At 43.7% G+C, this 12,201-nt stretch carries 17 protein-coding genes; 4 read left to right on the top strand and 13 right to left on the bottom strand.

All coding sequences use genetic code 11. From position 1 onward, the window contains the following. Positions 1-130 precede the first annotated feature (130 nt). From EDC63_RS07640 to EDC63_RS07620, 5 genes are all read right to left on the bottom strand, one after another. Positions 131-523 (bottom strand): group III truncated hemoglobin, encoded by a 393-nt coding sequence (locus tag EDC63_RS07640; RefSeq protein WP_124945581.1) that lies wholly within the window; start codon positions 521-523, stop codon positions 131-133. After that, positions 489-1,220, bottom strand: coding sequence for an arginyltransferase (locus tag EDC63_RS07635; RefSeq protein ID WP_124945582.1), 732 nt, complete (start codon positions 1,218-1,220; stop codon positions 489-491). The genes EDC63_RS07640 and EDC63_RS07635 overlap by 35 nt, the downstream gene beginning before the upstream one ends. Next, a complete protein-coding gene (aat, locus tag EDC63_RS07630; RefSeq protein WP_124945583.1) occupies positions 1,204-1,902 on the bottom strand; it encodes a leucyl/phenylalanyl-tRNA--protein transferase in 699 nt (232 codons plus the stop codon). The genes EDC63_RS07635 and aat overlap by 17 nt, the downstream gene beginning before the upstream one ends. A gap of 191 nt (positions 1,903-2,093) precedes the next feature. Next, entirely contained in the window at positions 2,094-2,357 is a 264-nt protein-coding gene (locus EDC63_RS07625; protein WP_223248193.1) for an SHOCT domain-containing protein, read from the bottom strand. Positions 2,358-2,381: 24 nt separating this feature from the next. Continuing rightward, positions 2,382-2,771, bottom strand: coding sequence for a DUF302 domain-containing protein (locus EDC63_RS07620; protein WP_124945584.1), 390 nt, complete (start codon positions 2,769-2,771; stop codon positions 2,382-2,384). 182 nt (positions 2,772-2,953) lie between these two features. Here EDC63_RS07620 and EDC63_RS07615 point away from each other — a divergent pair, with 182 nt between their 5' ends. Then, a complete protein-coding gene (locus tag EDC63_RS07615; RefSeq protein WP_124945585.1) occupies positions 2,954-4,417 on the top strand; it encodes an EAL and HDOD domain-containing protein in 1,464 nt (487 codons plus the stop codon). Positions 4,418-4,550: 133 nt separating this feature from the next. Here EDC63_RS07615 and EDC63_RS07610 read toward each other — a convergent pair whose 3' ends face one another. Further along, positions 4,551-4,757, bottom strand: a complete 207-nt coding sequence (locus EDC63_RS07610) for a YjfB family protein (RefSeq protein ID WP_124945586.1) — start codon at positions 4,755-4,757, stop codon at positions 4,551-4,553. 105 nt (positions 4,758-4,862) lie between these two features. Further along, positions 4,863-5,480, bottom strand: a complete 618-nt coding sequence (locus tag EDC63_RS07605) for a DNA-3-methyladenine glycosylase family protein (RefSeq protein ID WP_124945587.1) — start codon at positions 5,478-5,480, stop codon at positions 4,863-4,865. Positions 5,481-6,291: 811 nt separating this feature from the next. On the opposite strand from EDC63_RS07605, the gene greB reads away from it, so the two are divergent. Beyond that, positions 6,292-6,849 carry a transcription elongation factor GreB gene (gene greB, locus EDC63_RS07600; RefSeq protein ID WP_124945588.1) on the top strand — a complete coding sequence of 186 codons (558 nt, stop codon included), beginning with the start codon at positions 6,292-6,294 and terminating at the stop codon, positions 6,847-6,849. A gap of 44 nt (positions 6,850-6,893) precedes the next feature. Here the strand turns inward: greB and EDC63_RS07595 are convergent, their stop codons facing one another. The 3 genes from EDC63_RS07595 to EDC63_RS07585 form a co-directional block, all read right to left on the bottom strand. Further along, the gene (locus tag EDC63_RS07595; RefSeq protein ID WP_124945589.1) at positions 6,894-7,088 is read right to left on the bottom strand and encodes a hypothetical protein; all 195 of its coding nucleotides are present in this window, start codon (positions 7,086-7,088) and stop codon (positions 6,894-6,896) included. A gap of 175 nt (positions 7,089-7,263) precedes the next feature. Continuing rightward, entirely contained in the window at positions 7,264-7,587 is a 324-nt protein-coding gene (locus tag EDC63_RS07590; protein WP_124945590.1) for a cytochrome C, read from the bottom strand. Positions 7,588-7,760: 173 nt separating this feature from the next. Then, positions 7,761-8,063 carry a DUF2288 domain-containing protein gene (locus EDC63_RS07585; protein ID WP_124945591.1) on the bottom strand — a complete coding sequence of 101 codons (303 nt, stop codon included), beginning with the start codon at positions 8,061-8,063 and terminating at the stop codon, positions 7,761-7,763. An 84-nt stretch (positions 8,064-8,147) separates the two neighbouring features. Between EDC63_RS07585 and EDC63_RS07580 the strand changes: the two genes are divergently transcribed. After that, on the top strand, positions 8,148-9,065 hold the full coding sequence (locus tag EDC63_RS07580; RefSeq protein ID WP_124945592.1) for an ROK family protein: 918 nt from the start codon (positions 8,148-8,150) through the stop codon (positions 9,063-9,065). 9 nt (positions 9,066-9,074) lie between these two features. Here the strand turns inward: EDC63_RS07580 and EDC63_RS07575 are convergent, their stop codons facing one another. The 3 genes from EDC63_RS07575 to msrA form a co-directional block, all read right to left on the bottom strand. Further along, a complete protein-coding gene (locus tag EDC63_RS07575; RefSeq protein ID WP_124945593.1) occupies positions 9,075-9,326 on the bottom strand; it encodes a hypothetical protein in 252 nt (83 codons plus the stop codon). Between the two features lie 15 nt (positions 9,327-9,341). Further along, the gene (locus EDC63_RS07570) at positions 9,342-10,226 is read right to left on the bottom strand and encodes a metallophosphoesterase (protein ID WP_124945594.1); all 885 of its coding nucleotides are present in this window, start codon (positions 10,224-10,226) and stop codon (positions 9,342-9,344) included. Between the two features lie 67 nt (positions 10,227-10,293). Next, positions 10,294-10,860: a peptide-methionine (S)-S-oxide reductase MsrA gene (gene msrA / locus EDC63_RS07565; RefSeq protein WP_124945595.1), complete on the bottom strand. Its 567-nt coding sequence runs from the start codon at positions 10,858-10,860 to the stop codon at positions 10,294-10,296. 400 nt (positions 10,861-11,260) lie between these two features. Here msrA and EDC63_RS07560 point away from each other — a divergent pair, with 400 nt between their 5' ends. After that, positions 11,261-12,133, top strand: coding sequence for an AAA family ATPase (locus EDC63_RS07560; RefSeq protein WP_124945596.1), 873 nt, complete (start codon positions 11,261-11,263; stop codon positions 12,131-12,133). Positions 12,134-12,201 lie beyond the last annotated feature (68 nt).

The raw sequence follows: 12,201 nt of genomic DNA, 5'->3' as shown, positions 1-12,201 counted from the left end.
CAAAGGTGAAATAAATGGCTGGTTATGGTGTACAGGTTTGCATTGCGCAAACGATTATTTATTAAGATACATTGGCATAAATCAAAACAGATGTAAAGAAAAGTTGGTTTCATGTTTAAAAACAACTGTATCAGACAATATTATGGAAGAGATTTTTACCAATCCCCTGTGCCATTTGACACCATTTTTCAGCTAGTTCCTGCGGTAAGTGTTGTAGCAGCGTTTCGTGAAATAATGCAAGCCATAAGGAGAGGGAATCATGACTCAAGCCCAGTGGTTTGTGTCGCCCAATCATGTCGAATGTACAATGATTGTCGGTTTTTCCGCCCATCGCTATCCACCAGAAATCAGACGCATGCGCTTTGTGGGCAGAGATGTTCGTTATTCTGTTGAAAAATGTCGCGAGTTCATGATTTGTCTGCAGCTTATCGTAAAACGCGTGGATGACCACCTCAACATTTTTACGACCGATTTTGTCGCACAGAGGTTCAAGTTTGCGGGGGGAGGAGATGCCAGTCGCCATTTCTGTATCCTTCCAGTGGCTGAAAATTAATCTTGTAGGACATTTTTCGGCTTTCAGCAATCCAGTATCCCAGGTAAACATAGGGTAAGCCGAGTTTATTGCACAATTCAGCCTGCCACAGAATATTGTAAGTACCAAAACTGGCCTGAGTCAGATCGGGGTCAAAGAATGTGTAAACGGAAGACAATCCATCGCCCAATCGGTCAATCAGGCTAACCATGCGGAGCTCCCCGGCTTCGCGGAAAGCAACCAGCATCGTGTCTATATTGCTTTGCAGCAAAAAATTAGTGAACTGTTCACGATTATCCTGATCCATCCCCCCACCTGCATGGCGGCTTGCTTGATATTTGCGATAGAGCTGGTAATGTTCAGCATTGAATTCAAGATTGCAAAACTCTGCCGTTAGATGTTTTAAACGTTTTGCCGTGCGTCTTTGAGTACGATTAGGCACAAACTGATCAGCAATGAGCCGGACTGGCACGCAAGCCCGGCATTTATCGCAATGAGGGCGGTAGGTGTATAAACCGCTTCGACGAAAACCCAGCTTGATCAATTCACTGTAAACCTGAGTGTCGATCAGATGATTGGGAACCGCTACTTGCGAGCGAGCTTGCTTACCCTCAAGATAGCTGCACGAATGAGGTGAAGTGATATAGAACTGCAGATTACGCAGTGAAAATTCATTCAAATAAGTCATGATCAAACTGCCAGAAGCCAATAATTTCAGGTTGAGCTATCAAGTTGGAAAGCTTATGACTAAATTCGTCACGCGAGATTTCACGTGCACCCAGAGAAGCCAGGTGAGGGGTATTCATTTGGCAGTCTATCATGCCGAATCCCCAGCGCTTTAATTGTTTGACCAGATGTGCAAATGGAATTTTGGAAGCATCTGTAAACCGGGAAAACATGGATTCGCCATAAAACATTTTGCCAATTGCCATGCCGTACAGCCCCCCGACTAATTGATCATCACTCCATGCTTCGACAGAATGTGCAATGCCAAGTTCATGGAGGCGTGTATAAGCTGCGATCATACGCGGGCTTATCCATGTGCCAGCCTGAGCGTTTCGCGGTGCTGCGCAGCCTTGCATGACTTCCTTGAAAGCCGTATCGACACGAATTTCGTAAGGTTGTTTCTTTAAGGTTTTGCGAAGTGAGCGGGAAATTTTGAGTTCGTCCGGGAACAGCACCATACGTGGGTCAGGACTCCACCACAAAATGGGATCACCTTCGTTGAACCAGGGGAATATCCCCTGTTTGTATGCTTCGATCAATCGCTCTGGCGATAAATTCGCACCTGCAGCGAGAAGGCCATTAGGATCGCTTAGTGCAAGCGCAACAGGGGGGAATGGGGTTTGTGTGTCAAGCCACGGAATCATACTGCCATTGTAACGTGAACCAAGAAATACGTAACCAGCGTGTAATGAGTTTTCGCAAGAAGCTGAGAAATACGATCATTGAATTGCAGTGATACAAAGTTATCAGAAATACAGGGCCAGTATGGCTTTTGCACATATTGACTGCTGGCAATTACCTATGATTTCCAGCCGTACAATTACCCTTGTAAGTTTCAGGGCATTTTTAGATCGTTTCGTTTTTGCAGGTATTCCTCGCGAGTGAGTTCTCCACGAGCATACTTTTCATCCAGTATGTTCAATGCAGTCCGGTCTAAAGACTTATTTTCGTTGCCAGGCCTGACGCTAAACAGATATTTGACAAGCGCAAAGAGTAGCAGGACCGGGATCAGCCAGACCAGTGCCATCCACAGCCAGCCAAAAAACATCCAGCCGCCGCTGCCACCAAACATCCAGCCACCATGATCCCACCCGTACATCTCTATGTTCCCTTTTAAACCCGATTAAGCGCTGATGCTGTCTTTAACACGCATAAGACGAGCTTTTGCATCTTTTGCAACTGCCAGGATCTCAGGGTTGTCGATCAGTTGCACCATTACATCAGGGTCCAGGAAAGAAACCGTGATTTTTCCGTCCGCTTCTTCACGCACTACTACGTTACAAGGCAACAGTAGGCCAATGTCTGCTTCAGCATCAATTGCGCGATTAGCTAAAGGGGGATTGCAGGCACCAAGAATGCGGTAGGGGCGTTTGTCAATGTTAAGCTTTGTTTTTAAAGTGGCTTTTACATCGATGTCAGTCAGTACACCAAAGCCTTCAGTCTTTAAAGCATCGATGGTTTTTTCTACTGCAGCGTCAAATGGCATGTTGAGTTGGGTGCTGAATCCGTACATAAATTAAATCTCCAAATTAAACAAAAAGGTAGTCAATATTAGCGCTATTGAATGGATAAGCTGAGAAGATAGCCATATAATCGTTATCTAATGATAGATTATATCCCTTCAGGAGCAAGCTTGTTTAGTGTTTCTGTTCCAAATATTAACTTGTGGGTTCGCACAATCTCCGGGAAAGGTAAATGTTTTCAAAATTGATGAATTTCCGCAAGGGAAAGAAATCAACATCTGTTAAGCAGTCGATTGACCATGAGGAGGAAGAAAGCCACCTTGAAGGGTTATTAATCGACGCGGAGAAACCGGTCTCTAACCAGCCTTCCACACAGGCTGACAGGGTTGTCGATACCCATAAAAATACAGCTGATACGATTGTAACCAGTGTGCTGGAAATAGATACCCACGGAAAATCCTCTGGCGGACAGCAATTACGCCAGCGAATTTTAGGCAGGCAACCGGTTTTGGATAAGTACCAGCATGTTGTGGGTTATGAGCTGATCTTGCGCAACAAAGATGCAAATCAGGCGTTTCAACAAAATACGGCTATTTCACGTCTATATGACGATATGTTGTTGCGAGGGTTGGGCAGCATGGAATTGGCGCATTCAATCGGCCAAAAATCCGTTTTTGCAGGGTTGTCATATGCCTGTATACCTGATGCGCTGCTGGAAGAAGTACCTAGCAGAGGGGTGGTGCTGGCACTGAAAATTGCACCGGAACATATCGAAGATCAGTTGTTGTGCATGAAAAATTTAATTACCGCGGGCTTTCAGGTTGCGGTGGATGATTTTATTTATTCACCCGTATTTGCTCCTTTTTACCGTCTTGCCAAGTATGTACGAATTGACGTGTCCGGGATGGATGCTATTTCGCTGCGCGAACAGATGAAAAGCCTGCGAGAAAAGGTTTCTCCTCTATTAATTGCAAAAAACGTTGAAACAGATGATGTATTTGACGCTTGTCGCAGCTTGTCTTTTGATTTTTTTCAGGGTTATTACTTCACCAAACTTCAGCCTAATAAGCCGCCAAGACTGAATAATGATCGATTGCGAGTGATTGAGTTGCTTAACATGGTGACTAAACATGCTGAAATTCATGACTTGGAAAAAGTGTTTAAGCTGGATGTTTCACTATCCTATAAATTGCTCAGATACATTAATTCACCAGGATGCGGCATGGTGCAGAAAGTTAGTTCAATTGCGCACGCTTTGGCAGTACTCGGTTATGATCAATTGTATCGCTGGCTGACTCTGCTGCTGTTTACAAGCGGCAAAATTGAAGCGCGTAGTCACCCCTTGTTGAAAAATGCAATGGTGCGAGCACGGCTGATAGAGTCTTTGGGGGAAATGAAGCTTGCGCCTTCAGAAGTAGAAGGACTTTTTATTGTAGGCATCTTTTCGATGCTTGATGCCTTGTTAAATGTCCCAATGGAACAAGCGATTAGTCATTTGAACCTGCCGGAAAAAGTAGTAGATGCGCTGGTCAACCGGAAAGGGGGCTATGCGCCGTTTTTAGAGCTGGCTTCCGCATGTGAAGAAGGTAATGATCAGCTAATAGAACATTATGCAGCGGCTTGCCATTTTGATGCGGACACAGTGAATCACGCTCATGTGCAGGCAATCATCTGGGCTGAGGAGCTGGATAAGTAGCGATTGGCAGACTATGTTTTCAGAATCTGTTTAATTTGGGTTTTGTTGATACTGGAACTGAGTCTTATCGACTGAAAGCTGCAGAGGATTAGGTGAAAAAATGTATAGTTACCTGAAAGGTAGCTATACAGATTCAGGCCGTTGTATTGATTGTTTGCCCAAGATGGGGAGGCAAATTGGCAGCTGTATTTTTTTCTGCTTGGGGGGGTGGGTTGGTCAATGCAGTGGCATTTTGAGCTTGCATGGCAAATGCTTTTTTCAAGACGGCCGTACCTGAATCTGTAGCGGTTGCTTGATCAAATAGCAAACTTGAAGCGTTTGAAATAGTTGAGTTGTCCATGGGAACCACCTCCTGCAAAATACTTATGTCCAATATAACATAACTTTACGATAAATAAAGTAATTTTAGTAAAATGCTCATGAATATCGATAACCTGAAAGGCTACTAGTATTCGACTGGAACCGGGTCAAGACTTCGCCATAAATACCAAGTGGCAACGGATCGCCAGGGTTCCCAGCTTTGAGCAATTTTCCGCATTTCCTGTTTGGTCAAGGGTTGTTTCTGATTGTAAAGCTGTGACATGGCACGTTGCAATCCGATATCGTCAAGTGGAAGTACGTTTGGACGCATCAAAAAGAAAATCATGAACATTTCGGCTGTCCATCGGCCAATACCATTCACTTTGACTAGCTCAACAACCAGCAGATCATCTTCTAGGGTAACCAGTTTTTCAGGATTGAGTTCTCCGCTCATGAAGCTGCGGGATAAATCTTTCAGGTAGCTGACTTTTCTGGAAGATAAGCCACATGCTCTGAGCGCATTGGGTTCGGCGTTATGAATGCTGATGGGGGAGGTTATCTGAACATGGGATAGGAGTTTTTGCCAAACACTTTCAGCCGCTTTGACAGAGATTTGCTGGCCGACGATGGATCTTGCCAGTGTTGAAAAAGCATCGCCTCTGCTGTTTAAGATAGATCCGGAATAGGCGTGAATTAAATTTTTCAGTACTGGGTCGCGTACTGAAATAGCGTTTATGGCTTGTTCCCAATAGTCGGGTTGCATTTAAAATTCCTTGGCTAATCATTTTATTAGCGGTTTAACAATCCACTCTTTACAGATAATTAATAAAAGGATAAAATTATCCTTAATTCGTGATTGAGCTCTTTGGCTTTACGAATTGTGATCGAAAAATGATTTGATTTTACATTTTAACTTTATGAGGAGTGAAAAATGAATTTGCTTTTTTCTAAAGAGAATTTGCCATTAACTATCGTAGTCGGATTAATTGTATGGGCTTATATCAGTTTTTTTAGTGTTGTGTTGTCTTGATTAAATGTAATTTGCCATTTTAATGAAGCGATGGTGGCTAAGTATTTAATGAACAGATGCATTTCTAGCTTGGCTTAATGTTCGTGATGGTTTAAAAAGACAGCGTTTGCGGACGACTGTCTTTTTTATTTTGAATTAATAAAATATCGGCTATAGTTGTAAATTAAGTGTTGTGCTGATTTGATTTTTTTCGCTAAGTCATTTGTCTATCAAACAAAATTAATCTTTTCCACAAAACCTGTGGATAACTCTGTGTATTCTTTGGTAGCTATTGTGTAATATGACTGACGCAATTGATGTTTTTCTAAATTGCTTGGTTTTAGGGCAATGTGCAACATGATGATAAATAACAAAATTATAAACATGTTGACATAAAGGGGATTCAAGTAAATTCAGTCATTTAGAATCTCCTGAGTCATAAAATAGCTGTGTGCAAGTTTGACAACCCATTCTGCTTCTGATATCGCAATCCATCTGAAATTGCACTCCCTATGAACTTCTGGTTTAAAATTTGGTCATTAAAGACAGTATTGCAAGGTAAGGCATGAACAAAGCGTTTATTAAAGAGTCGGATGATTTGCCAGAAGATGAGCTTGAAGAAGTGCAGCCAACTCCGGCAGTCCATAAAAATTATATTACACCCCATGGGTATGCCTGTTTAAAGAACGAAGCGCTTCATTTATTAAATGACGAGAGGCCAGAACTCACTAAAGTGATTGCTTGGGCCGCATCCAATGGCGATCGTTCAGAAAATGCTGACTATATCTATGGAAAAAAAAGGTTGCGAGAAATCGATAAGCGTATTCGGTTTTTGACCAAACGCATGGAAGCAGCCGAGATTGTCGATCCCGCATCTCGTGAAGATTGCGATCAGGTTTTCTTTGGTGCAACGGTTGTAGTAGAAGATGAAAATGGCGCAGAACATGTTTTTCGGATTGTCGGAGTAGACGAAACCGATACCAGTCGCGGACATATCAGCTGGATATCTCCTATGGCTAAGGCGTTGTTGAAATCCAGGGAGGGAGACGAGGTGATGGTTAAAACGCCTGGTGGTGACCAGCATCTGGAAATAAAAGCTGTACGATACGAGTCATTTGAGTAGGCTGAAGCTGTGGGTTGGTTTACTTACAGCACCTCGCCGCTCATTTACCCGGCACAGGGAAACACTGTTTTGATGCAATCAAAAGTATGTGTTTTTTCCCATTCTTTCCTATGTAGTTTAATCGCCAAGTCTTCTGCTTCTGCGGGGTCTTTGGCCATCACTTCATAGGTAATGCTCGTAGGTAGCTCAGTTTCTGTTTGTTCTTTGAATCTGACTACTACTTTGTAGCAGGCTTCCATCGCATTCCCCTTAAAAGTCGTGATAGTGAAATTTATAATCGAAAATTGAATTAATGCCTGGAGCAGAGCATAAATACAACCACCCCAATATTAGTCTTGAATAAAATTCAGGGAGTGATAGCCATGCAAGGGGAAATAGTTATTCACTCTGGTTCAGTAAAAGGTTGCTGAGAAACTATTTTATTTCCAGTTTGTAAAAACGCGTATTGAGATAACGTGTGACATCGTCAATGTCTTCAACTGACCATGTGGGTTTCAAAACGTCTGACCAATGCTCAACTTGCCTCCGTAATTCGCTGAGTGAAGTAACTCGGCGATTGCTGCGAATGTGTAGCATGCTTTCATGGCATGATACACACTGGAGTTCGTACAAAAGCTGCCCTCTGCTTGCCGTGAAAGGAACAGGGGTTGCCTGTTCTGGTGCAGAGGGTGGTGTGATGGGTGGCGGTGTGCTGATGGTTGTTTGTGGAGCAGGCGCAGTTTCAATGACCTCTGACATCGCGGAAAACGACAGAGCAGAAAAAAATAGAAATAATATGAATACAAGCCGGGTACGCAACATGGCTGACCTCTCTGTAACCTTACATCATTATGGTTTAACAGACAGATAAATCTAGTGCTATATGAAACCCCTGAATTTGGCTAAGAACAGCAATGGGCAGTTTTTTGGTTTTAATATGTTTTTTCCTGAACCAGCACCCATGGAGCGATAACTACGCTCCATAATTCCGGGTTACGTTCAAACCAAGCCTGTGCAGTATCATCGCTGACTTTACCAACCTGTTTATTTTCCATCCAGGATGCTATGGCAATTTTGTCATCCAGTGCCATCTTCACGGCGACATCAAGTAAATCAAGGGAAGCATCAACCTGCACTACCAAGCCTCTTGCAAAGAGGGTTTGGAGTTCACTCCAAGCAATGCGGGCAGTTTCACCGTTCAAAGCTGCGCGCATGACTTCAGTATCTTTTGTCATGTTGGTAATACCATTGAAAAAACCACGAATAATGAACTTGAAATGGGCGTTTTGCAACTTCTGCAAGCAGTGTAATATTGCTGAATGTCATTAAAATCTATTCCAATCAGGCTGGGCATTGATCTCGGCGGAACGAAAATTGAAATCATAGCGCTGGATTCAGACGGCAGTGAGTTATTGCGTCGACGTGTCTCTACGCCTCAAGGAGATTATGCGGCGACATTGCAAGCTATTTTGGGCTTGGTGCAGTCAGCTGAAAGGGAGTTTGAACTGCCGGTTACTGTGGGTATCGGTACGCCGGGCGCTATTTCAAAATCCACTGGAATGCTGAAAAATTCCAATTCGGTGCATCTGAACGGAAAGCCTTTGCTCAAAGATCTGGAAACTTTGTTAGCGCGCCCTGTGCGTATCAGTAATGATGCCAATTGTTTTGCACTTTCTGAGGCCACTGATGGTGCCGGGGAGGGAGAGTCAGTGGTGTTTGGCGTCATCATTGGTACTGGTACGGGTGGGGGTGTAGTGGTGAATGGCCATGTTCTGACTGGCCCCAATGCGATAGCCGGGGAATGGGGGCATAACCCTCTGCCTTGGCCGAACGAAACAGAGTTGCCTGGAGCGGATTGCTATTGTGGCAAGCAAGGGTGTATCGAAACGTTTCTATCCGGGCCGGGAATGGCCAGACAGCACTTGATTGTGACGGGTAAAAATTTAAATTCTGAAACGATAGTTGAACGTGCGTTGGCTGGTGACGCTTTGTGCGAACAAACGCTTAAACAATACGAAGATCGGCTGGCGCGTTCACTCGCTCAAGTCATTAATATTCTGGACCCGGATGTGATCGTGCTCGGGGGTGGTATGTCTAATATCGATCGATTATTTGATAATGTGCCTCGCTTGTTACCCCAATATGTATTTTCTGATCGAGTTGATACCAAATTATTAAAGAATAAACATGGTGACTCAAGCGGTGTGCGCGGTGCCGCCTGGTTGTGGAACGAATAGCAGTTTAATCTAGTCTTCGGTCTGAATATCCAGCCAGCGAACAAGATAATAGAGTCTGAATCCTTCTGAAGAGCGTGATGGCCCGGCAACGCGAGCGGGAAACAAGTCTTTTTCCTGGTTTGCGCCACTCAATGCGGCTTCCTCGGACTCTACTACCTGCACACAGTTTTCAGGGAATCGTTTGCGCTGTCTGCGCGGCGCATAGACAAGGGCAAACCGCTCACCCACACTGCTTGATTCTTCAAGATGAAAACCTTTCATAATTAACGCTCCAGCTTATTGGGTAACGCAACGACCAGTGCCGCTGTCTTGAAATTGACTGTCCCCAACAGGAATATATTGCCAGCCATAACTATCCGTATTGAGAGTCAGTTGCAGGATGCCCCATGAACCGTTGTATCTTGCTTCACTACCAGGTTCTGGGGATTCAATTTCGTAAAGTTTTGCCCCGCCTGTACCCACAACAAAAGAGCGTATGCCATGCTTTTCATCACGCTGGCCTGCCTTATTGAGAGGTGCAAAGCGTTCATAATGATGGTCATGACCTGCAAGCACAATACTCGCATGATGATCATACAAGATGCTCCATAGTGTAGACATGTGGATACTGTTGCCATGTTTACCTGAACTGAATCTTGGGTGGTGCCAGAAAGCCAGAATGCAAGTGTTACGGTTATTCACAAGATCGTTTTGCAGCCATTTTGCCTGAATGGAATCGGGGCCGGAATCGATATTGCTATTCAGTGACACAATATGCCATTGGCCGATATTGATACTGTAATAGCCCGTATGGTTCTTTCCCGCACGTTCGCCAAAGTATTCAAAATAGCCGGATGCGTCAGGTGTCAGGTATTCATGGTTACCCGGTGCAGGTAATGTCCTGGCCTTAAATTTCCCCCAGTAAGGTTCGTAACATTGCGAGAAGTTGTCATTCGAGCCTTTTGGGTAAGCCAGGTCACCTAAAGCTAAAACCGTACCTGGTAATGTCTGAATTAAAGCCGCCGTTTGCATTGCGCCAGTTGTAGCGCATTGAGCTACATCACCTGCTGCAAGGATGATGGCTTTGGCCGGTAGAGAATCGCCAGCCAGTGCTGCATGGCCTGAAAGGGGGGTAAGAGAAAAGAGAATGCCCAGCAAACTGGTATGAAAAAAGTTGCGCATAATTTTTGTGAAACTTATTTAGTTCGTACCATGATTGGCGATGAGAGAAGCCATAGCAAAATCAGATTTAACGTTTTAGTTTTTTTGCAAATTTTTCGTTGGCTTTTGCAACCTTGGGTGCCACAACCGCCATGCAGTATGGTTGGTTGGGGTGATGTTCAAAATATTCCTGATGATAATCTTCGGCCGGGTAGTAAGTGACTTCGGGCATCACCTCGGTCACCAAAGGGGACCCCCATTCGTTTGCCTGATTAAGTTCTGCTACTACCTTTTCAGCAGTTTCTTTCTGTTCGGTAGAATGGTAATAAATCACAGACCGGTATTGCGTTCCTCTGTCATTGCCCTGGCGATTAAGCGTAGTGGGGTCATGGATCGTAAAAAATACATCCAGAATTTCCCTGAAAGAAATAACGCTTGGGTTAAAGTTAATTCGTACAACTTCAGCATGGCCTGTAGTGCCAGTGCAAATGTCTGCATAAGTGGGGTTGGTTGTTTGCCCGCCAGTATAGCCAGACTCCACACTGGTTACACCATTCAACTTGTCGAAAACGGCTTCCAGACACCAGAAGCAACCACCGCCGAGCGTGGCGATTTCACTGTTAGCAGTAGTGTTATTTGTATTGGATTCAGTCATTCTCACAGTTTACCAATATTTTTGTTTAAGGTAGGGTGTTTTTAGATACTGTGGTGATGAGTAGTGATTGTTGTTGTGATTTATTGACTCTGTTCGACCCTTTGGAGTCATTTGCGACCGTCCGCTATCCGGCAGCCAATTTAGCGAGACTAATTGCTCCAACCCAATGCAGACATTGTAATTTATATCAATACTCAAATCAGGATTGACTCATTTACATTTCGAAAGCATAATTTAAACATCATGTTTAGCAACTATTTTTCTCACTCGCTGATTATTATCACCATTCTTCGGAGAATGGTGGGTTAATTTGCGTCTTGATTTAGCTAAGCAACCCGCCCCAGGAGGCGGGTTTTTTGTTTCCGCCTCCTGGAAATTTAATTACGACTAGGAGAAAACAATGACCACGCATGTTCTCAGGCACTACATTGAAAGAGCTGATGCCGCCATCAACTGCGAAAACTTTAATGATCTGATAAATTTTTACTCGGATGATGCAACTCTTGTCATAAAACCGGGTTTGAATGCCGTGGGGAAAGAGCAAATTCAAAAAGCATTTGTCGCTATTGCCGAATATTTCAACCATAGCCTCGTTGTGGAACAAGGTGAAATGCATGTTATTGAGTCTGGTGATACGGCTCTTGTCCTTGCGAGGACAATTCTCAATGCTAATCAAAAAACCGATTCTCAATTTTCGATGGAGCGAAATGCGACCTACATCTTCAAGAAAAACAGGAACGGTGAATGGAAATGTATAATAGATAACTCCTACGGCACAGAACTGCTGGCATCGAGCAATAATCCAACTCTACATCTTCTCTGCGGGAAAATTGCATCAGGGAAGACGACTCTCGCGGAAAAACTTTCTAAAAATATAAGAACGATATTAATTAGCGAAGACGAATGGCTTGCTAATCTTTATCCTGATCAGATAAAAAACATTTCAGATTATGTGCGTTGTACTGGTCTTTTTCGAAATGCGGTAAGCCGTCACATCGAATCATTGTTAAAGTCCGGCATTTCAGTTGTACTGGACTTCCCAGCCAATACTCCAAATACAAGGAAATGGATGTTGAATATAATCAAGCAAACTGGTGCAGCTCATCAACTACATTATCTGAATTGCACTGATGAAATATGCAAAGAGCGTTTACGTTTGCGTAATATAGATGGAGTACATCAATTTAAAACAAGTGATGCTGAATATGAGCAAATTACAAAATATTTTGTTCCTCCTTCTCCAGAGGAAGGGTTTAACACTATCCTGTACTAATTGACTGGCTGAATTGGGGGGGATTGTTGGCTATTAGCCCCCCATTTATTATTGCTCATGTGAGGCTG

Source organism: Sulfurirhabdus autotrophica (assembly GCF_004346685.1).
In the GTDB taxonomy this organism is placed as follows: Bacteria; Pseudomonadota; Gammaproteobacteria; order Burkholderiales; family SMCO01; genus Sulfurirhabdus; species Sulfurirhabdus autotrophica.
This window is presented reverse-complemented; position numbering and strand designations above follow the sequence as displayed.

Coding starts and splice junctions, on each gene's coding strand:
- EDC63_RS07605 (WP_124945587.1), bottom strand. CDS start 5,480: ATGCAACCCGACTATTGGGAACAAGCCATAAACGCTATTTCAGTACGC.
- EDC63_RS07625 (WP_223248193.1), bottom strand. CDS start 2,357: ATGTACGGGTGGGATCATGGTGGCTGGATGTTTGGTGGCAGCGGCGGC.
- EDC63_RS07585 (WP_124945591.1), bottom strand. CDS start 8,063: ATGACAAAAGATACTGAAGTCATGCGCGCAGCTTTGAACGGTGAAACT.
- EDC63_RS07615 (WP_124945585.1), top strand. CDS start 2,954: ATGTTTTCAAAATTGATGAATTTCCGCAAGGGAAAGAAATCAACATCT.
- EDC63_RS07560 (WP_124945596.1), top strand. CDS start 11,261: ATGACCACGCATGTTCTCAGGCACTACATTGAAAGAGCTGATGCCGCC.
- EDC63_RS07620 (WP_124945584.1), bottom strand. CDS start 2,771: ATGTACGGATTCAGCACCCAACTCAACATGCCATTTGACGCTGCAGTA.
- EDC63_RS07610 (WP_124945586.1), bottom strand. CDS start 4,757: ATGGACAACTCAACTATTTCAAACGCTTCAAGTTTGCTATTTGATCAA.
- EDC63_RS07635 (WP_124945582.1), bottom strand. CDS start 1,220: ATGACTTATTTGAATGAATTTTCACTGCGTAATCTGCAGTTCTATATC.
- EDC63_RS07590 (WP_124945590.1), bottom strand. CDS start 7,587: ATGTCAGAGGTCATTGAAACTGCGCCTGCTCCACAAACAACCATCAGC.
- EDC63_RS07640 (WP_124945581.1), bottom strand. CDS start 523: ATGGCGACTGGCATCTCCTCCCCCCGCAAACTTGAACCTCTGTGCGAC.
- EDC63_RS07595 (WP_124945589.1), bottom strand. CDS start 7,088: ATGGAAGCCTGCTACAAAGTAGTAGTCAGATTCAAAGAACAAACAGAA.
- EDC63_RS07570 (WP_124945594.1), bottom strand. CDS start 10,226: ATGCGCAACTTTTTTCATACCAGTTTGCTGGGCATTCTCTTTTCTCTT.
- greB (WP_124945588.1), top strand. CDS start 6,292: ATGAACAAAGCGTTTATTAAAGAGTCGGATGATTTGCCAGAAGATGAG.
- msrA (WP_124945595.1), bottom strand. CDS start 10,860: ATGACTGAATCCAATACAAATAACACTACTGCTAACAGTGAAATCGCC.
- EDC63_RS07575 (WP_124945593.1), bottom strand. CDS start 9,326: ATGAAAGGTTTTCATCTTGAAGAATCAAGCAGTGTGGGTGAGCGGTTT.
- aat (WP_124945583.1), bottom strand. CDS start 1,902: ATGATTCCGTGGCTTGACACACAAACCCCATTCCCCCCTGTTGCGCTT.
- EDC63_RS07580 (WP_124945592.1), top strand. CDS start 8,148: ATGTCATTAAAATCTATTCCAATCAGGCTGGGCATTGATCTCGGCGGA.